Here is a 17995-nt window from a genome sequence, read left to right as displayed (position 1 = left end):
GTGGCAGCCATGCCGTGCGGTGTTCCGTGGCATGGCGCACCGGTCGATGCCCCATGCTGCCGATGCCGGCGTGAGGAGCGCGCAAGCGCGCCCCACGCGGCCCTGCCCGAGCCGCGGCGTCAGCCGCGCGCTTCGGCGGCGCGCTGCTGGCCCTGCTTGCGCACGATCGCCATGGCGATCTCCAGCGACTGCTCGTAGTTCAGGCGCGGGTCGACGGTGGAGCGGTAGGCGCGCTCCAGGTCGGCGTCCTTGAGTTCGCGCGCCCCGCCGGTGCACTCGGTGACGTCCTCGCCGGTCAGCTCCAGGTGCACGCCGCCCAGACGGGTACCGGCCGCGGCGTGCAGGTCGAAGCTCTGCTCCACCTCGCTGAGGATGTTGGCGAAGCGCCGGGTCTTGTAGCCGTTGCTGGTGCTCTCGGTGTTGCCGTGCATGGCGTCGCACACCCACAGCACGCGGCGGCCGTCGCGCCTGACCGCCTCCAGCAGCGGCGGCAGTTTCCCGGCGATCTGGGCCGCGCCCATGCGGTGGATGAAGGTCAGCCGGCCCGGCTCGTCCTCGGGGTTGAGCACGTCGATCAGGCGCAGCAGCTGGTCCGGCTGCACCGAGGGGCCGACCTTGATCGCGATCGGGTTGCGGATGCCGCGGAAGTACTCCACGTGCGCGCCGTCCAGCGCGGCGGTGCGCATGCCGATCCACGGGAAGTGGGTGGACAGGTTGAACCAGCCGTGCTGCCGCGGCACCTGGCGGGTCAGCGCCTCCTCGTACGGCAGCAGCAGCGCCTCGTGCGAGGTGTAGAAGTCGATGCGGTTGAGGTTGTGCACCTCGGCCCCGGCCAGGGTCTCCATGAAGCGCACCGCGTCGCCGATGGAGTTGACCATCTTCTGGTAGTCCTCGGCCAGCGGCGAGCAGCGCACCCAGCTGAGGTTCCAGTACTCCGGGTGGTGCAGGTCGGCGAAGCCGCCGTCGATCAGGGCGCGCACGAAGTTCATGGTCATCGCCGAGCGCGCGTGCGCGGTCAGCATGCGCTGCGGGTCGGGCACGCGCGCCTGCGCGGTGAACTCCGGGCCGTTGACCACGTCGCCGCGGTAGCTGGGCAGGCTGACCTCGCCGCGGGTCTCCATGTCCGCAGAGCGCGGCTTGGCGTACTGGCCCGCGAAGCGGCCGACGCGCACCACCGGCAGGCGCAGGCCGTGCACCAGCACCAGGCTCATCTGCAGCAGCACCTTGAGCCGGTTGGAAATGGTGCCGGACTCGCAGTCGGCGAAGTTCTCGGCGCAGTCGCCGCCCTGCAGCAGGAAGCGCTTGCCCTCCTGGGCCTCGGCCAGTTGGCGCTTGAGCGCCAGGATCTCCCAGGAGGTCACCAGCGGCGGCAGGTGGCGCAGTTCGGCCAGCGCCCGCTCCAGCGCCGCCTGGTCCGGGTAGGTCGGCATCTGCAGCGCCGGCCGGGTGCGCCAGCTGTCCGGGGTCCAGCCACCGGACAGGTCGACGGGATGCAGGTTGCGTTCGGGGGTGCTCATGGCGGGTTACCGGAAGGAAGGGAAAGGGCCGGGTTTCAGTAGCGGCTGCGGCCGCGCGGTCGGCGCAGCGCCGCCAGCAGGCCCCAGGCGGTCAGCAGCACGAAGCAGGCCAGGCTCCACGCCGGCATGCCCAGGCCGAGGAAGGTCCAGTCCACGTCGCCGCAGTTGCCGGTGCCGGTCAGCACCCGGCGCACCAGCTGCAGCGGCCCCATGGTCTCCTGCAGGAAGGACAGCGGCGGCCCGCAGGACGGGGCTAGTTCCGGCGGTAGGTTCTGCAGCCATACGTGGCGCCCGGCGATGCCGGCGCCGACCGCGCCGACCGCCAGCAGCAGCACGCCGTACACGCGGCGGGCACCGATGCCCTTGGGCGCGTGCAGGCCGCCGACCAGGAACACCAGGGCCAGCGCGGCGAAGGCCAGGCGCTGGAAGATGCACAGCGGGCACGGCTCCAGCCCCTGGTAGAGCTGGGTGTAGATCGCGTAGGCCAGCAGCGCGGCGCAGGCCAGGAAGCCTGCGAGGAAACGGGCGCGAAAGCTCCAGTCGAACGGATTCATCGGGCACGGCCAGGAAAGATTGGGCCGATTATTCCGCATCGCGGCCGCGAACAGGAAAAAGGGTGACAGCTGAAACGGAAAACCCCGGCCGGGGCCGGGGTTCTCGGTTCGCTCGCTACGCCGGGATTACTCGGCGGCAGCCTCGGGACGGTCGACCAGTTCGACGTACGCCATCGGGGCGTTGTCGCCGGCGCGGAAGCCGCACTTGAGGATGCGCAGGTAGCCACCCGGACGGCTCTGGTAGCGCGGGCCGAACTTGGTGAACAGGTTGCCGACCGCTTCCTTGTCGCGCAGGCGGGCGAAGGCCAGGCGGCGGTTGGCGACCGAGTCGACCTTGGCCAGGGTGATCAGCGGCTCGGCGACGCGGCGCAGTTCCTTGGCCTTGGGCAGGGTGGTCTTGATCAGCTCGTGCTTGAACAGCGAGGCGGCCATGTTGCGGAACATGGCTTCGCGGTGCGAGCTGGTGCGGTTGAACTTGCGGCCGGCTTTCTGGTGGCGCATGGCGGTTTGTCCTTATCGATGAATGTTGGGTCTTTGTACTTCGCTGTCGCCATCCCTGGCGCTGGAACATCGGACTGCGCTGGCCCTACCGGCCTCCCTGGCCGGAAAGTCGCCGCGGACCTTAAGGGTCCGTCGGCGCTGTTGCCCCGTCGCCGGGGCCGTCTTGCGGTACTGCGGGTATTGCTGCGGCAACGGCCGGCGCCCATAGGGACGCCAGCCGTCGCCAGGCTCGTCAGCCGAGCATGCCGTGGGCGGCGACGCCGGCCGGCGGCCAGTTCTCCAGCTTCATGCCGAGCGAAAGGCCGCGCTGGGCAAGCACTTCCTTGATCTCGGTGAGCGACTTCTTGCCCAGGTTCGGGGTCTTGAGCAGCTCGACCTCGGTCTTCTGGATCAGGTCGCCGATGTAGTAGATGCTCTCGGCCTTCAGGCAGTTGGCCGAACGCACGGTCAGCTCCAGGTCGTCGATCGGGCGCAGCAGCACCGGGTCGATGCCGGTCTGGGCCGGCTTGGCCGCACCGCGGTCGCGGTGGGTGAAGTCGCCGAACACCGACAGCTGGTCGCTCAGGATGTCGGCGGCGGTGCGCACGGCTTCCTCGGCGTCGATGGTGCCGTTGGTCTCGATGTCGATGACCAGCTTGTCCAGGTCGGTGCGCTGCTCGACGCGCGCGGCTTCGACCGAGTAGGCGACGCGACGGACCGGCGAGAACGAGGCGTCCAGGACCAGGCGGCCGATCGCGCGGCTCTCCTCGTCCGGGCGGCGGCGCGAGGTGGCCGGCTGGTAGCCCAGGCCGCGCTCCACCTTCAGCCGCATGTTCAGCGCGGTGTCCTTGGTCAGGTGGCAGATGACGTGGTCGGGGTTGATGATCTCGACGCTGTGGTCGGTCTTGATGTCGCCGGCGGTGACCACGCCCGGGCCCTGCTTGTTCAGGGTCAGGGTGGTGCTCTCGCCGCTATGCATGCGGATGGCGACATCCTTCAGGTTCAGCAGGACTTCCAGCACGTCCTCCTGCAGGCCCTCGACCGTGGTGTACTCGTGCAGCACGCCGTCGATCTCGACCTCGGTAATCGCGAAGCCCGGGATCGAGGACAGCAGCACGCGGCGCAGGGCGTTGCCCAGCGTGTGCCCGTAGCCGCGCTCCAGCGGCTCGATCACGATCTTGGCGCGATTGCCATTGAGGCGTTCGATCTGCGGTCCGCGCGGACGCAGGACCTGGTTGGCGGTAACCGTCATGTTGCGGATTCTCCTGCAATGGACCGACGATCCGGAGGCGCCGGCCCTGGTGTGTGGCCCCTTATCCGGGGACGGCCGGAAGGCGGGGCGACGCGATCCGGCCGGTGGTGGGATGCGGCGCCGCGCCCCGGAGGGCGCGGCTGCCTGCCACTACTTGTTACTTCGAGTACAGCTCGACGATCAGCGCTTCGTTGATGTCGGCCGGCAGGTCGGCCCGGTCAGGCACGGCCTTGAACACGCCGGAGAACTTCTTGGCGTCGACCTCGATCCACGACGGGGTCAGGTCGTGCTGCTCGGCGATGGCCAGGGCCTCCTGGACGCGCAGCTGCTTCTGCGCCTTCTCGGACAGGGCGATCGAGTCGCCGGCCTTGACCTGGTACGACGGCAGGTTCACCGGCTTGCCGTTGACCAGCACGCCGCGGTGCGAGACCAGCTGGCGGGCCGAGGGACGGGTCACCGCGAAGCCCATGCGGTAGACGACGTTGTCCAGGCGGGTTTCCAGCAGCTGCAGGAGGTTCTCGCCGGTGTTGCCCTTCTTGGTCGAGGCCTTCTTGTAGTAGTTGCGGAACTGGCGCTCCAGCAGGCCGTAGATGCGCTTGACCTTCTGCTTCTCGCGCAGCTGGGTGGCGTAGTCGGACAGCTTGCCCTTGCGCGCGGCGCCGTGCTGGCCGGGCTTTTGCTCCAGCTTGCACTTGGAGTCCAGCGCACGGGCCGGGCTCTTGAGGGACAGGTCGGCGCCTTCGCGGCGCGCGAGCTTGCAGGTAGGACCGATATAACGAGCCATTTCTTATCGCCCCCTTAGACGCGACGCTTCTTCGGCGGACGGCACCCGTTGTGCGGGATCGGCGTCACGTCGATGATGTTGGTGATCTTGTAGCCCACGTTGTTCAGCGAGCGCACGGCGGACTCGCGGCCCGGGCCCGGGCCCTTGATGCGGACTTCCAGCGACTTCACGCCGTAGTCGAGCGCGGCCTTGCCGGCCTTCTCGGCGGCGACCTGCGCGGCGAACGGGGTCGACTTGCGCGAACCGCGGAAACCCGCGCCGCCCGAAGTCGCCCACGACAGCGCGTTGCCCTGGCGATCGGTGATGGTGACGATGGTGTTGTTGAAAGAAGCGTGGACGTGGGCGATGCCGTCGGTGACGACGCGCTTGATCTTCTTCTTGGTCTTGGCAGCAGCTGGCTTGGCCATGGTTGTCTAGTCCCTTACTTCCGGATCGCCTTGCGCGGACCCTTGCGGGTGCGGGCGTTGGTACGGGTGCGCTGGCCACGCAGCGGCAGGCCGCGGCGGTGACGCAGGCCGCGGTAGCAGCCCAGGTCCATCAGTCGCTTGATGGCGATGCCGACTTCGCGGCGCAGGTCGCCTTCGACGATGTACTTGCCGACTTCGGCGCGCAGGCGCTCGACTTCCGGCTCGGACAGGTCACGGATCTTGGTCGTCGGGGCCACGTTGGCGGCCTCGCAAACCTTCTTCGACCGGGTGCGGCCGATGCCATAGATGCTCTGCAACCCCACCCAGACGTGCTTGTGGGTCGGCAGGTTGACGCCTGCAATACGCGCCATGACGCGATCTCCAAACTTGATGGGTCGGGGTCGCCCAGGGGCACGCCCGACAGGAATGGTTCAAAAGTGAACAGCGAATTCTATCAATGTCCCGGATTGCTTGGAAGTCCAAGGCCTTGCGACCCTGAACCCGGCATGGGGAGTGTGCCCATGCTCCGGCGCCGGACCCCGCTGGCCCCGGTTTCCCGGGACCGGCCGCGCTACTCCAGCGCGGCACCGCAAGGTCTCACCCGCGCGCGAGACGTCGCACGGGCCGCCCATTTCTGGAAGGTCCGGCCCGTGGGGCCGGCCTGCCGGCGGAATGGGTCCGCCGGACTTGGAAATCTTGCCGCTCAGCCGCGCGGCAGGCCGCGCGTGCCACCCTTGAGGTTGGCCTTCTTCAGCAGGCTCTCGTACTGGTGCGACATCAGGTGGGCCTGGACCTGCGCAATGAAGTCCATGACCACGACCACGACGATCAGCAGCGAGGTGCCGCCGAAGTAGAACGAGGTGCCCAGCTGGGTACGCATCAGCTCCGGCAGGAGGCAGACGATCACCAGGTAGGCCGCGCCCGCGGCGGTCAGCCGGGTCAGCACGCCGTCGATGTACTCGGCGGTGGCCTTGCCGGGGCGGATGCCCGGGATCAGGGCACCCGACTTCTTGAGATTATCGGCGGTTTCCTGCGAGTTGAACACCAGCGCCGTGTAGAAGAACGCGAAGCCGGTGATCAGCGCCGCCAGCGCGATCATGTGCAGCGGCTCGCCGGGGGCCAGCGCGTTGGACACGCGCTGCAGCCAGGTGGCCGAGGTGGCCTGGCCCGACCACATGCTCAGGGTCGCCGGGAACGCCAGGATCGACGAGGCGAAGATCGCGGGGATCACGCCCGACATGTTGAGCTTCAGCGGCAGGAACGAGGTCTGGTTCATGTACGCGTTGCGGCCGCCCTGGCGCCGCGCGTAGTTGACCGTGATCCGGCGCTGGCCCCGCTCGACGAACACCACGAACCAGGTGAAGCCGGCCACCACGGCGGCGATGATCACCAGGCTCAGGAAGTTCATGCTGCCGTCGCGGAAGGCCTGGAAGGTCTGGATGACCGCGCCCGGCAGGCCGGCCACGATGCCCGCGAAGATGATCAGCGAGACGCCGTTGCCGATGCCGCGCTCGGTGACCTGCTCGCCCAGCCACATCAGGAAGATGGTGCCGGCGGTCAGCGCGACCACCGCGGTCAGGACGAAGCCCATGCCCGGGCTGTACACCACCGGCATGCCGCCCGGGGCGGTCTGGTTCTGCAGCGCCAGCGCGATGCTGCCGCCCTGCACGATCGCCAGGAACACCGCGCCGATGCGCGAGTACTGGGTGATCTTGCGGCGGCCGGACTCGCCTTCCTTCTGCATCGACTTCAGCGCCGGGAAGATGTGCACCGCCAGCTGCATCACGATCGACGCGGAGATGTACGGCATCACGTTCAGCGCGAACACGCTGAAACGGTGCAGGGCGCCGCCCGAGAACATGTTGAACATGTCCACGATGCCGCCGCCCTGCGCCTGCATCATGGCAAGCATGGCATCGGGGTTGACGCCGGGCACCGGCACGAAACAGCCGATGCGGTAGACGACCAACGCTCCAAGCACGAACAGCAGGCGCTGGCGCAGTTCGGTGAACTTGCCCAGGCCACTGCCGAGATTGCCGATGCCAGCTTGCGCCATGTGCGACTTACTCCTCGATGCTGCCGCCGGCAGCCTCGACCGCGGCCTTGGCGCCGGCGGTCAGGGCGATGCCCTTGATGACCAGCTTGCGCGACAGCTCGCCCTTCTTGACGATCTTCGCGCGCTTGGCGGTGGACGGGACCAGCTTGGCGGCCTTCAGCGCCGCGAAGTCGACCACGTCGCCCTGGACCAGCTCGAGCTTGTACAGCAGCACCTCGGCGGTGTCCTTCGCGGTCAGCGAGCGGAAACCGATCTTCGGCAGGCGGCGCTGCATCGGGGTCTGGCCGCCTTCGAAGCCGGCCTTGATCTTGCCCTTGCCAGCGCGGGCGAACGAGCCCTTGTGGCCGCGGCCGGCGGTCTTGCCCAGGCCGGAGCCGATGCCGCGACCGACGCGGGTGCGCTCCTTGCGGGCGCCCTCGGCGGGCTTGAGAGTATTCAGACGCATGGGATTCTCCTTACTCCTCGACCCGCACCAGGTAGTGCAGCTGGTTGATGAGGCCGCGGACCTGCGGGCTGTCCTTCAGCTCGCGGACGTCGTTGAGCTTGTTCAGGCCCAGGGCACGGACCGACAGACGGTGACGGGCCTGGGTGCCGCGCAGGCCGCGCACCAGGCGCACCTTGACGGTCTTGTTGGACTCGTTAGCCATTGAGGAGTTCCTCCGCCTTCTTGCCGCGCTTGGCCGCGATGCGGGTCGGGGACTGCATGGCTTCCAGGCCCTTCAGGGTGGCGCGGACCAGGTTGATCGGGTTGCGCGAACCGACGGCCTTGGCCAGCACGTTCTTCACGCCCACCGCTTCCAGGACGGCGCGCATGGCACCGCCGGCGATGACGCCGGTACCCTCGGAAGCCGGCTGCATGAACACGCGGGCCGCACCGTGGCCGGCCTTGACCGGGTGCCACAGGGTGCCGTTGTTCAGCTCGACGGTGAGCATGCCCTTGCGCGCGTATTCCATCGACTTCTGGATGGCCACCGGCACCTCGCGGGCCTTGCCGTAGCCGAAGCCGACGCGGCCTTCGCCGTCGCCGACCACGGTCAGCGCGGTGAAGGTGAACTGGCGGCCGCCCTTGACGGTCTTGCTGACGCGGTTGACCGCGATCAGCTTCTCGATCATGCCGTCGTCGATTTTCTCTTCGCGGTTGCGGTCGCGATCGCGACCCCGCGGCTGACGCTCTTCTGCCATTTCTGTTTCCTTGTGGATTGGGTCTGTACGGCTCGTGGGCCGCTTGTCGTTGTGGTCTACAGCGGTGGAGCGTCACGCCCCCGCAGAAGGAGGGCGGCGCCCGGCGCGACCCGCGCCGGCAGGACGGGCCCGCGGAAGCGGGCCCGCGGGATCAGAACTGCAGGCCACCCTCGCGGGCGGCGTCGGCCAGGGCCTTGATGCGGCCGTGGTACCGGTAGCCCGAGCGGTCGAAGGCGACCTTCTCGATGCCGGCGGCCTTGGCGCGCTCGGCGATGATCTTGCCGACCTTGGCCGCGGCCTCGATGTTCTTGCCGTTCTTCAGGCCTTCCTTGACGTCGGCCTGCAGGGTGTTGGCGGCGGCGATCACCTTGGAGCCGTCGGCGGTGAACAGCTGGGCGTACAGGTGCTGGCCGGTACGCAGGACCGACAGGCGCGGCACGCCGAGCTTGCGGATGTGGGCGCGGGTGGACTTGGCGCGGCGCAGGCGGGCGTCGTTCTTGATGCTCATGGTTTCTGTCCTCGGAAGCGGATCGGCTTGGGCGGATCCCCCGTGGCGCCGGCCGGGCCGGCGCGCGGGGAAGCCGCATTACGCCTTCTTGGCTTCCTTGCGAATGATGACTTCGTCGGAATACTTCACGCCCTTGCCCTTGTAGGGCTCCGGCGGACGCACTGCGCGGATCTTGGCCGCGATCTCGCCGACGCGCTGCTTGTCGGCGCCCTGGACCAGGATCTCGGTCTGGCTCGGGGTGGACAGGGTGATCCCTTCCGGCGCCTGGAACACGACCGGGTGGGAGAAGCCCAGCGACAGGTTCAGGTCCTTGCCCTGCATCGCGGCGCGGTAACCCACGCCGACCAGCTCGAGCTTGCGCTCGAAGCCCTCGGACACGCCCTTGACCATGTTGGCCAGGATGGCGCGCACGGTGCCGGTCATGGCGATCAGCGACGGCTCGGCGGCCGACAGCACGGCCTGGCCGTCCTCGATGGCGATCTTCACGCCGGCCGGCTTGGCCAGCGACAGGGTGCCCTTCGGACCCTTGGCGGTGACGCTGGTGTCCTGGATGTTCAGTTCCACGCCCTTCGGCAGGGCGATCGGCTTCTTGGCTACGCGGGACATGGTCGTCGTACTCCTTCGATTAGGCCACGTAGCACAGGACTTCGCCGCCGATGCCGGCGTTGCGCGCCTGCTTGTCGGTCATGATGCCCTGGGAGGTGGAGATGATGGCCACGCCGAGGCCGCCAAGGACCTTCGGCAGCTCGTTCTTGCCGCGGTACATGCGCAGGCCCGAGCGCGAGGCGCGCTTGAGCTGCTCGATGACCGGACGGCCCTCGAAGTACTTCAGCACGATCTCGAGTTCGGCCTTGTTGTTCTCGCCCTGGATGACGCGCAGGTCGGAGATGTAGCCCTCGTCCTTCAGGACGTTGGCGATGGCAACCTTGATCTTGGAGGACGGCAGCTTCACCGTCGGCTTGCCCACAGCGGCCGCATTCTTGATGCGGACCAGCATGTCGGCGATGGGATCAGTCATGCTCATGAGTGGTTCCTTGAGTGCACCGATATCCGCTTTCGCGAAATCTGGATTGTCCCGGGAGGGGCCGGGGCCCTTGCCACGCCGCGGCTGGGCCGGGCAAGCAGAAAATAATAGCAGGAAAACCGGCCCGTGGGGCCGGTTTCCCCGCGGGGGCGGCCGGCGCCGCCCTCGCCTTCCTTACCAGCTGGCCTTGCGCAGGCCGGGCACGTCGCCACGCATGGTGGCTTCGCGCAGCATGTTGCGGCCGAGGCCGAACTTGCGGTACACGCCGCGCGGACGGCCGGACAGCTCGCAACGGTTGCGCTGGCGGCTCGGGGACGAGTCGCGCGGCAGCTTCTGCAGCTTGGTCGCCGCCTCGAGCTTCTCCTCGTAGGAGGCGGTCTGGCTCGAGATCACCTTCTTCAGGGCCTCGCGCTTGGCGGCGTACTTCTTGGCCAGCTTCTCCCGCTTCGCGTCGCGGTTGACCATCGAGGTCTTTGCCATGTGTCTAACCCTTAGTTGCGGAACGGGAACTTGAACGCCTCGAGCAGCGCCTTGGCCTCGGCGTCGGTCTTGGCGGTCGTGGTGATGGCGATATCCATGCCGCGGATCGCGTCGACGGCGTCGAAGTCGATTTCCGGGAAGATGATCTGTTCCTTCACGCCCATGTTGTAGTTGCCGCGGCCGTCGAACGAACGGCCGGACACGCCGCGGAAGTCGCGCACGCGCGGCAGCGCAACGCTGATCAGGCGGTCCAGGAACTCGAACATCTGGTTCCGGCGCAGCGTGACCTTGCAGCCGATCGGCCAGCCGTCGCGGATCTTGAACGAGGCCACCGAGACGCGGGCCTTGGTGGTCACCGGCTTCTGGCCGGTGATCTTGGCCAGGTCGGCAACGGCGTTCTCCAGCACCTTCTTGTTGGTCGCCGCCTCGCCCACACCCATGTTCACGGTGATCTTGACGAGCCTGGGCACTTCCATCGGATTGGTGTAGCCGAACTTCTCCATGAGAGCCGGCACAACCTGTTCCTTGTAGATCTTTTCGAGCCGCGTGGTCATTGCTTCATTCCTCAGGCGTCGAGCGCCTCACCACTGGAGCGGAACACACGCAGTTTGCGTCCATCCTCCAGGACCTTGTAACCGATGCGCTCGCCCTTGCCGGTAGCCGGATTGAGCGGCATCACGTTGGAAATGTGGATCGAGGCCTCGCGCTCGACCACGCCGCCGGCGATGCCCGCCTGCGGGTTCGGCTTGGTGTGCCGCTTGACGAGGTTCACGTTGGAGACGACCACGCGGTCGCCGTCCACCTTGATCACCTCGCCCTGCTTGCCCTTGTCCTTGCCGGCGATGACCACGACCTGGTCACCCTTCTTGATACGGTTTGCCATGTCTGCTTCCTCCGCTCAGAGCACTTCAGGCGCGAGCGAGACGATCTTCATGAACTTCTCGGAACGCAGCTCACGGGTCACCGGTCCGAAGATACGGGTACCGATCGGCTCCTGCTTGTTGTTCAGCAGGACGGCGGCGTTGCCGTCGAAGCGGATCAGCGAACCGTCGGCACGGCGGACGCCCTTGCGGGTACGGACCACGACGGCGTCGTAGACCTCGCCCTTCTTGACCTTGCCGCGCGGGATCGCGTCCTTGACGGTCACCTTGATGATGTCACCGATGCCGGCGTAACGGCGCTTGGAGCCGCCCAGCACCTTGATGCACATCAGTTCCTTGGCGCCGGAGTTGTCGGCGGCGTCAAGGTAGCTCTGCATCTGGATCATGATTCAGATCTCCCTTATTCGGCCGCGCGGGTGACGACTTCAACCACGCGCCAGTTCTTGGTCTTGGAAATCGGCGCGACCTCGGTCACGCGCACCACGTCGCCTTCCTTGCAGGCGTTGTCGGCGTCGTGGGCGTGCAGCTTGGTCGACCGCTTGATGTACTTGCCGTACAGCGGGTGCTTGACCTGGCGCTCGACCAGGACAGTCACCGTCTTGTCCATCTTGTTGCTGATCACCCGGCCTTCGACCGTGCGCAGCGGCTTGTTGTTGTTCTCGCTCATCGCTGCGATCCCTTACTTGTTGCTGCCGAGCAGGGTCTTAACGCGAGCGATCTCGCGGCGCACCCGGCGGGTTTCGTGGGTCTTCGTCAGCTGGCCGGTCGCCCGCTGCATGCGCAGGGAGAACTGCTCCTTGCGCAGGTCCAGCAGGTGAGCCTTCAGTTCGTCGGCCGACTTTTCACGGAGTTCGTTGATCGTAGCCATTAGCGCACCGTGCGGGTCACGAAGGTGGTGGTGACCGAGAGCTTGGCGGCCGCCAGGCGGAACGCCTCGCGCGCCTGCTCCTCCGACACGCCCTCGATTTCATAGATCATGCGGCCCGGCTGGATCTGGGCCACCCAGTATTCGACGTTACCCTTACCGGAGCCCATGCGGACCTCGATGGGCTTCTGGGTGATCGGCTTGTCCGGGAACACGCGGATCCACATCTTGCCGCCGCGCTTGACGTAGCGGCTGATCGTGCGGCGGGCCGCCTCGATCTGGCGCGCGGTCAGGCGACCGTGGGCGGTGGCCTTCAGGCCGTACTCGCCGAAGGACACGGCGTTGGCGCTCCAGCTCAGGCCCTCGTTACGGCCCTTGTGCTGCTTGCGGTACTTGGTTCGCTTGGGTTGCAACATCGCCGTTACCTCGCTTCACGTGCCGGACGGGAGGGACGCTCGCGGTCGCCACGCTCGCCGCGCGGGCTGCTGGCTTCTTCCTGCTTCTCCTGTCCAACCTGGGCGAAGTCGAAGATCTCGCCCTTGTAGACCCATACCTTGATGCCGATCACGCCGTAGGTGGTGTGAGCCTCGGCAAAGCCGTAGTCGATGTCCGCGCGCAGGGTATGCAGCGGCACGCGGCCTTCGCGGTACCACTCCGAACGGGCGATCTCGGCGCCGTTCAGGCGGCCGGCGACGTTGACCTTGATGCCCAGGGCGCCGAGGCGCATCGCGTTGCCGACCGCGCGCTTCATGGCGCGGCGGAACATGATGCGGCGCTCCAGCTGCTGGGCGATGGACTCGGCGACCAGCTGGGCGTCGAGCTCGGGCTTGCGCACCTCGCTGACGTTGATGTGCGCCGGGACGCCCATCAGCTCGCTGACCTCGCGGCGCAGCTTCTCGATGTCCTCACCGCGCTTGCCGATCACCACGCCCGGGCGGGCGGTGTGGATGGTGACGCGGGCGGTCTTGGCCGGGCGCTCGATCAGGATGCGGCTGATGCCGGCCTGGGCCAGCTTCTTGCGCAGCATCTTGCGGACCTTCAGGTCGGCCGCCAGGTAGTCGGCGTACTCGCCCTTGCCCGCGTACCACTTCGAGTTCCAGTCCTTGGCGATGCCCAGGCGGATGCCGGTGGGATGAACTTTGTGACCCATATTACTTGCCCTCTCCCACGACGACGGTGATGTGGCTGGTCCGCTTGAGGATGCGGGTGCCGCGGCCCTTGGCTCGCGCCATGAAGCGCTTCAGGGTCGGGCCCTCGTCGACCATGATGGTCTTGACCTTGAGGGCGTCCACGTCGGCGCCGTTGTTGTTCTCGGCGTTGGCAATGGCGGACTCGACGACCTTCTTGATCAGGGCGGCGGCCTTCTTGTCGGAGAACTTCAGCAGGTTGACGGCACGCTCGGCCGGCAGGCCGCGCACCTGGTCGGCGACCAGGCGGGCCTTCTGCGGGGAGATGCGCGCGGTGCGCAGGATGGCTTTCGCTTCCATGGTCATCTCCTTACTTCGACTTCTTGTCGCCGCCGTGACCCTTGAAGGTCCGGGTGACAGCGAACTCGCCGAGCTTGTGGCCGACCATGTTCTCGTTGATGAGAACCGGAACATGGTTCTTGCCGTTATGGACGGCGATGGTGAACCCCACCATTTCCGGCAGGATCATGGAACGGCGCGACCAGGTCTTGATCGGCTTCTTGGTGCCGCCCGCGGCCTCCACCTTCTTGAGGAGGTGGTGATCGACGAACGGGCCTTTCTTGAGGGAACGTGGCATGGTCGATTAGCCCCTACGATCGCGGACGATGAACTTCTGGGTGCGCTTGTTGCTGCGCGTCTTGTAACCCTTGGTCGGGACACCCCACGGGGTGACCGGATGCGGGTTACCCTGGCCGGCCTTGGCCTCACCACCGCCGTGCGGGTGGTCAACCGGGTTCATCGCCGCACCGCGGACGGTCGGGCGCACGCCGCGCCAACGCTTGGCGCCGGCCTTGCCCAGCTTCTCCAGGTTGTGCTCGTCGTTGCCGACCTCGCCGATGGTGGCGCGGCACTCGGCCGGCACCTTGCGCATCTCGCCCGAACGCAGGCGGAGCAGCGCGTAGGCGCCCTCGCGGGCGACCAGCTGCACGCCGGCGCCGGCGGCGCGGGCGATCTGCGCGCCCTTGCCCGGCTTCAGCTCGATGCAGTGCACCGTGGTGCCGACCGGGATGTTGCGCAGCGGCAGGGTGTTGCCGGCCTTGATCGGGGCGTCGGAACCCGCGATCACCTGGTCGCCGGCCTTCAGGCCCTTCGGGGCGATGATGTAGCGGCGCTCGCCGTCGACGTAGCACAGCAGGGCGATGTGGGCGGTGCGGTTCGGATCGTATTCGATCCGCTCCACGCGCGCCGCGATGCCTTCCTTGTTGCGCTTGAAGTCGATCAGGCGGTAGTGGTGCTTGTGGCCACCACCGATGTGGCGGGTGGTGATGCGGCCGTGGTGGTTGCGGCCGCCGGACTTGCTCTGCTTCTCGACGAGCGCGGCGTGCGGGGCACCCTTGTGGAGGTCGGGGGTGACCACGCGGACCGCGGAGCGGCGGCCGGCAGAGGTGGGCTTGAACTTCATCAATGGCATGGGATCACCCTCAGGCCTTCGCGGACACGTCGATGCTCTGGCCCTCGGCCAGGCGCACGTACGCCTTACGCCAGTCGCCGCGGCGACCGGAACGGAAGCGGAAGGACTTGTTCTTGCCCTTCACGTTGACGACGTTGACCGACTCGACCTTGACGTCGAACAGCTGTTCCACCGCGGCCTTGACGTCGGCCTTGGTGGCGTCGTTCGAAACCTCGAACACGTACTGGTTGCTCACTTCCTGCAGGCGAGCGGTCTTCTCGGACACGCGCGGCGCGAGCAGTACGCTGAAAATCTTCTCGTTGGTGCTCATGCCAGCCACTCCTCGACCTTCTTGACCGCATCGGCGGTGATCAGCACGGAATCGGCGCCGACCAGGGCGACCGGATCCAGGCCCTGGACGTCGCGGACCTGCACGTACGGCAGGTTGCGGGCCGACAGGAACAGGTTCTCGGAGGCGTCCTCGGTGACGATCAGCGGGCGCTTGCCCAGCTCGAAACCGGCCAGCTTCTCGACCAGGCCCTTGGTCTTCGGGGCGTCGACGTCGAACGACTCGACGACCTTCAGGCGGCCCTGGCGGTTCAGCTCGGACAGGATCGCGGCAATCGCGGCGCGGTACATCTTGCGGTTGACCTTCTGGTCGTAGCTGCGCGGCTTGGCCGCGAAGGCCCGGCCGCCGCCGACGAAGATCGGGGCCGTCAGGGCGCCGTGACGCGCGCCGCCGCCCTTCTGCCGCTTGGACTTCTTGGTGGTGCCGTTGACCTCGGCGCGGGTCTTCTGCGCCTTGGTGCCGGCACGGCCGGCGGCCTGGTAGGCCACCACGACCTGGTGGACCAGGTCCTCGCTGAATTCGCGGCCGAACACGGCGTCGGAAACCGACAGCTTGTTGGCGCTACCCGTAATGGTGAGTTCCATCGTGCTTCTCCTTACGCCTTGCTCGCCGGGCGCACGATCACGTCGCCACCCGGGGCACCCGGGACGGCGCCGCGAACGGCGATCAGGCCGCGCTCGGCATCGACGCGAACCACTTCCAGGTTCTGCGTGCTCTGGGTCTCGGCGCCCATGTGGCCGGCCATCTTCTTGCCGGGGAACACGCGGCCGGGGGTCTGGCGCTGGCCGATCGAACCCGGGGCGCGGTGCGACAGCGAGTTACCGTGGGTCGCGTCGCCCATGGTGAAGTTGTGGCGCTTGATGGTGCCCTGGAAGCCCTTGCCCTTGGTCACGCCCTGGACGTCGACCTTCTGGCCCACCTCGAAGATGTCGGCCTTGATCTCGCCACCGATGGCGAAATCACCGATCTTGTCGTCGGCGACGCGGAACTCCCACAGGCCGCGGCCGGCTTCGACCTTGGCCTTGGCGTAGTGGCCGGCCAGCGGCTTGTTCACCAGCGACGCACGGCGGGCGCCGGTGGTCACCTGGACAGCGCTGTAGCCGTCGACCTCGACGGTCTTGATCTGGGTGATGCGGTTCGGGGTGGCCTCGATCAGGGTCACCGGAATGGAACGGCCATCCTCGGTGAAGACGCGGCTCATGCCGGCCTTGCGGCCGACCAGACCCAACGAATACTTCTTCGTCATGTCGGCAGTCCTCAGGCGAGCTTGATCTGGACGTCGACGCCAGCCGCGAGCTCGAGCTTCATCAGCGCGTCCACGGTCTTGTCGTTGGGGTCGACGATGTCGAGCACGCGCTTGTGCGTGCGGGTCTCGTACTGGTCACGCGCATCCTTGTCGGCATGCGGGGAGACGAGGATGGTGTAACGTTCGATCTTGGTCGGCAGCGGGATCGGGCCACGCACCTGCGCGCCGGTCCTCTTGGCCGTTTCGACGATCTCGCTGGCCGAACGATCGATCAGACGGTGATCGAACGCCTTGAGCCGAATCCGGATCTTTTGGTCCGCCATGACGGAGTTCCTTCGTTAAAAGAGCGACGGGCGCGGCCTCTGGGATGCCTGCCCCGGTATGGTTCGTTCGCCCGGCCGGTCCCGCGCCGGACAGGAGGCCGCACCGGGCGACCCCCAAAAGTGCGGGCAGACCAGCGAGCCGGCCTGCCCAGACGGAAAAGTATAGAACGCGTAAAACGGCGCGTCAACAGCACATGGCTGTCCCGCGCTCTGCGTCACGCGACTTTTCCCTGTCTGGCGAACACGAGGCGCTTCCTGCACCTCTTTTCGCGGTAAGCCCCCTGCCCGCCCAGGCGGACAGGGGGTCAGTGAACCTGAATTACTTCAGGATCTTGGCGACCACGCCGGCGCCGACGGTACGGCCACCCTCGCGGATCGCGAAGCGCAGGCCCTCGTCCATGGCCACCGGGTTGATCAGCGACACCGACATCTTCACGTTGTCGCCCGGCATCACCATCTCCACGCCCTCCGGCAGCTGGACGGCGCCAGTGATGTCGGTGGTGCGGAAGTAGAACTGCGGACGGTAGCCCTTGAAGAACGGGGTGTGGCGGCCGCCCTCGTCCTTCGACAGCACGTACACCTCGGCCTCGAAGTCGGTGTGCGGGGTGATCGTGCCCGGCTTGGCCAGCACCTGGCCACGCTCGACCTCGTCACGCTTGGTGCCGCGCAGCAGCAGGCCCGCGTTGTCGCCCGCCTGGCCCTGGTCCAGCAGCTTGCGGAACATCTCCACGCCGGTGACGGTGGTCTTCTGGGTCGGACGGATGCCGACGATTTCCACTTCGTCGCCCACCTTGATCACGCCGCGCTCGATGCGGCCGGTCACCACGGTGCCGCGGCCCGAGATCGAGAACACGTCCTCGACCGGCATCAGGAACGGCTTGTCAACGTCGCGCTCCGGGGTCGGGATGTAGCTGTCCAGCGCGTCCACCAGCTGGATGATCGCCGGAACGCCGATCTCCGACTGGTCGCCTTCCAGCGCCTTCAGCGCCGAACCCTTGATGATCGGGGTGTCGTCGCCCGGGAAGTCGTACTTGCTCAGCAGCTCGCGGACTTCCATCTCCACCAGCTCCAGCAGCTCGGCGTCGTCCACCATGTCCGCCTTGTTCAGGAAGACCACGATGTACGGCACGCCCACCTGGCGGGCCAGCAGGATGTGCTCGCGGGTCTGCGGCATCGGGCCGTCAGCCGCCGACACCACCAGGATCGCGCCGTCCATCTGCGCCGCACCGGTGATCATGTTCTTCACGTAGTCGGCGTGGCCCGGGCAGTCCACGTGCGCGTAGTGGCGGGTCGGCGATTCGTACTCGACGTGCGAGGTCGAGATCGTGATNCCGCGGGCCTTCTCTTCCGGCGCCTTGTCGATCGCGTCGTACGCGTGGAACTCGCCGCCGAAACGCTCGGCACCGACCTTCGTCAGCGCGGCCGTCAGCGTGGTCTTGCCATGGTCAACGTGGCCGATGGTGCCGACGTTCACGTGCGGCTTGGTGCGCTCGAACTTACCCTTGGACAT

30 protein-coding genes are annotated in these 17995 nt (G+C 67.3%); all 30 read right to left on the bottom strand.

What is annotated here, in order from left to right; translation table 11 throughout:
* Positions 1–119 precede the first annotated feature (119 nt).
* The gene (locus PSEJ31_RS0111445; protein WP_019399162.1) at positions 120–1517 is read right to left on the bottom strand and encodes a 3-deoxy-7-phosphoheptulonate synthase class II; all 1398 of its coding nucleotides are present in this window, start codon (positions 1515–1517) and stop codon (positions 120–122) included.
* Positions 1518–1552: 35 nt separating this feature from the next.
* Positions 1553–2071, bottom strand: coding sequence for a disulfide bond formation protein B (locus PSEJ31_RS16025; RefSeq protein ID WP_019399163.1), 519 nt, complete (start codon positions 2069–2071; stop codon positions 1553–1555).
* A gap of 126 nt (positions 2072–2197) precedes the next feature.
* The gene (rplQ, locus tag PSEJ31_RS0111435) at positions 2198–2572 is read right to left on the bottom strand and encodes a 50S ribosomal protein L17 (RefSeq protein ID WP_028915521.1); all 375 of its coding nucleotides are present in this window, start codon (positions 2570–2572) and stop codon (positions 2198–2200) included.
* A 232-nt stretch (positions 2573–2804) separates the two neighbouring features.
* Positions 2805–3803, bottom strand: a complete 999-nt coding sequence (gene rpoA, locus PSEJ31_RS0111430; protein ID WP_019399165.1) for a DNA-directed RNA polymerase subunit alpha — start codon at positions 3801–3803, stop codon at positions 2805–2807.
* 157 nt (positions 3804–3960) lie between these two features.
* Positions 3961–4587 (bottom strand): 30S ribosomal protein S4, encoded by a 627-nt coding sequence (rpsD, locus tag PSEJ31_RS0111425; RefSeq protein ID WP_019399166.1) that lies wholly within the window; start codon positions 4585–4587, stop codon positions 3961–3963.
* Between the two features lie 14 nt (positions 4588–4601).
* The gene (gene rpsK, locus PSEJ31_RS0111420) at positions 4602–4994 is read right to left on the bottom strand and encodes a 30S ribosomal protein S11 (protein WP_013535974.1); all 393 of its coding nucleotides are present in this window, start codon (positions 4992–4994) and stop codon (positions 4602–4604) included.
* Positions 4995–5008: 14 nt separating this feature from the next.
* A complete protein-coding gene (gene rpsM, locus PSEJ31_RS0111415; protein WP_028915520.1) occupies positions 5009–5365 on the bottom strand; it encodes a 30S ribosomal protein S13 in 357 nt (118 codons plus the stop codon).
* A gap of 332 nt (positions 5366–5697) precedes the next feature.
* Positions 5698–7050 carry a preprotein translocase subunit SecY gene (gene secY / locus PSEJ31_RS0111410; RefSeq protein ID WP_019399168.1) on the bottom strand — a complete coding sequence of 451 codons (1353 nt, stop codon included), beginning with the start codon at positions 7048–7050 and terminating at the stop codon, positions 5698–5700.
* 7 nt (positions 7051–7057) lie between these two features.
* The gene (gene rplO / locus PSEJ31_RS0111405) at positions 7058–7495 is read right to left on the bottom strand and encodes a 50S ribosomal protein L15 (protein WP_019399169.1); all 438 of its coding nucleotides are present in this window, start codon (positions 7493–7495) and stop codon (positions 7058–7060) included.
* Positions 7496–7505: 10 nt separating this feature from the next.
* Entirely contained in the window at positions 7506–7697 is a 192-nt protein-coding gene (gene rpmD / locus PSEJ31_RS0111400) for a 50S ribosomal protein L30 (protein ID WP_019399170.1), read from the bottom strand.
* On the bottom strand, positions 7690–8232 hold the full coding sequence (gene rpsE, locus PSEJ31_RS0111395) for a 30S ribosomal protein S5 (protein WP_019399171.1): 543 nt from the start codon (positions 8230–8232) through the stop codon (positions 7690–7692). Before rpsE ends, rpmD begins: the two co-directional genes overlap by 8 nt.
* 151 nt (positions 8233–8383) lie before the next feature.
* A complete protein-coding gene (gene rplR / locus PSEJ31_RS0111390; protein WP_019399172.1) occupies positions 8384–8740 on the bottom strand; it encodes a 50S ribosomal protein L18 in 357 nt (118 codons plus the stop codon).
* 78 nt (positions 8741–8818) lie between these two features.
* Entirely contained in the window at positions 8819–9346 is a 528-nt protein-coding gene (gene rplF / locus PSEJ31_RS0111385) for a 50S ribosomal protein L6 (RefSeq protein WP_019399173.1), read from the bottom strand.
* Between the two features lie 19 nt (positions 9347–9365).
* Positions 9366–9764 carry a 30S ribosomal protein S8 gene (gene rpsH / locus PSEJ31_RS0111380; RefSeq protein WP_019399174.1) on the bottom strand — a complete coding sequence of 133 codons (399 nt, stop codon included), beginning with the start codon at positions 9762–9764 and terminating at the stop codon, positions 9366–9368.
* Between the two features lie 174 nt (positions 9765–9938).
* Entirely contained in the window at positions 9939–10244 is a 306-nt protein-coding gene (gene rpsN / locus PSEJ31_RS0111375; protein ID WP_019399175.1) for a 30S ribosomal protein S14, read from the bottom strand.
* Positions 10245–10255: 11 nt separating this feature from the next.
* Positions 10256–10798, bottom strand: coding sequence for a 50S ribosomal protein L5 (rplE, locus tag PSEJ31_RS0111370; protein WP_019399176.1), 543 nt, complete (start codon positions 10796–10798; stop codon positions 10256–10258).
* Between the two features lie 11 nt (positions 10799–10809).
* Positions 10810–11127, bottom strand: a complete 318-nt coding sequence (gene rplX / locus PSEJ31_RS0111365) for a 50S ribosomal protein L24 (protein WP_019399177.1) — start codon at positions 11125–11127, stop codon at positions 10810–10812.
* A 15-nt stretch (positions 11128–11142) separates the two neighbouring features.
* The gene (rplN, locus tag PSEJ31_RS0111360) at positions 11143–11511 is read right to left on the bottom strand and encodes a 50S ribosomal protein L14 (RefSeq protein WP_014161372.1); all 369 of its coding nucleotides are present in this window, start codon (positions 11509–11511) and stop codon (positions 11143–11145) included.
* A 14-nt stretch (positions 11512–11525) separates the two neighbouring features.
* Positions 11526–11792 (bottom strand): 30S ribosomal protein S17, encoded by a 267-nt coding sequence (gene rpsQ / locus PSEJ31_RS0111355; RefSeq protein ID WP_028915518.1) that lies wholly within the window; start codon positions 11790–11792, stop codon positions 11526–11528.
* A gap of 12 nt (positions 11793–11804) precedes the next feature.
* On the bottom strand, positions 11805–11993 hold the full coding sequence (gene rpmC / locus PSEJ31_RS0111350) for a 50S ribosomal protein L29 (RefSeq protein ID WP_019399179.1): 189 nt from the start codon (positions 11991–11993) through the stop codon (positions 11805–11807).
* Positions 11993–12406 carry a 50S ribosomal protein L16 gene (rplP, locus tag PSEJ31_RS0111345; RefSeq protein WP_019399180.1) on the bottom strand — a complete coding sequence of 138 codons (414 nt, stop codon included), beginning with the start codon at positions 12404–12406 and terminating at the stop codon, positions 11993–11995. The genes rpmC and rplP overlap by 1 nt, the downstream gene beginning before the upstream one ends.
* Positions 12407–12411: 5 nt before the next feature.
* Positions 12412–13140, bottom strand: a complete 729-nt coding sequence (rpsC, locus tag PSEJ31_RS0111340; protein WP_028915517.1) for a 30S ribosomal protein S3 — start codon at positions 13138–13140, stop codon at positions 12412–12414.
* A 1-nt stretch (position 13141) separates the two neighbouring features.
* Entirely contained in the window at positions 13142–13477 is a 336-nt protein-coding gene (gene rplV, locus PSEJ31_RS0111335; RefSeq protein WP_013535991.1) for a 50S ribosomal protein L22, read from the bottom strand.
* A 10-nt stretch (positions 13478–13487) separates the two neighbouring features.
* On the bottom strand, positions 13488–13754 hold the full coding sequence (gene rpsS, locus PSEJ31_RS0111330; protein ID WP_019399183.1) for a 30S ribosomal protein S19: 267 nt from the start codon (positions 13752–13754) through the stop codon (positions 13488–13490).
* Between the two features lie 6 nt (positions 13755–13760).
* Positions 13761–14588 carry a 50S ribosomal protein L2 gene (rplB, locus tag PSEJ31_RS0111325; protein WP_028915516.1) on the bottom strand — a complete coding sequence of 276 codons (828 nt, stop codon included), beginning with the start codon at positions 14586–14588 and terminating at the stop codon, positions 13761–13763.
* A 10-nt stretch (positions 14589–14598) separates the two neighbouring features.
* The gene (rplW, locus tag PSEJ31_RS0111320; RefSeq protein ID WP_019399185.1) at positions 14599–14898 is read right to left on the bottom strand and encodes a 50S ribosomal protein L23; all 300 of its coding nucleotides are present in this window, start codon (positions 14896–14898) and stop codon (positions 14599–14601) included.
* The gene (gene rplD, locus PSEJ31_RS0111315) at positions 14895–15500 is read right to left on the bottom strand and encodes a 50S ribosomal protein L4 (protein WP_019399186.1); all 606 of its coding nucleotides are present in this window, start codon (positions 15498–15500) and stop codon (positions 14895–14897) included. The genes rplW and rplD overlap by 4 nt, the downstream gene beginning before the upstream one ends.
* Before the next feature lie 11 nt (positions 15501–15511).
* Positions 15512–16162: a 50S ribosomal protein L3 gene (gene rplC, locus PSEJ31_RS0111310; RefSeq protein ID WP_028915515.1), complete on the bottom strand. Its 651-nt coding sequence runs from the start codon at positions 16160–16162 to the stop codon at positions 15512–15514.
* 11 nt (positions 16163–16173) lie between these two features.
* The gene (gene rpsJ, locus PSEJ31_RS0111305) at positions 16174–16485 is read right to left on the bottom strand and encodes a 30S ribosomal protein S10 (RefSeq protein WP_013535997.1); all 312 of its coding nucleotides are present in this window, start codon (positions 16483–16485) and stop codon (positions 16174–16176) included.
* Between the two features lie 319 nt (positions 16486–16804).
* A complete protein-coding gene (tuf, locus tag PSEJ31_RS0111300; protein WP_028915514.1) occupies positions 16805–17995 on the bottom strand; it encodes an elongation factor Tu in 1191 nt (396 codons plus the stop codon).

It is taken from the genome of Pseudoxanthomonas sp. J31 (assembly GCF_000510725.1).
In the GTDB taxonomy this organism is placed as follows: domain Bacteria; phylum Pseudomonadota; class Gammaproteobacteria; order Xanthomonadales; family Xanthomonadaceae; genus Pseudoxanthomonas.
Note: the sequence above shows the minus strand (reverse complement) of the source record. Positions and strands in the feature narration are given on the sequence as shown.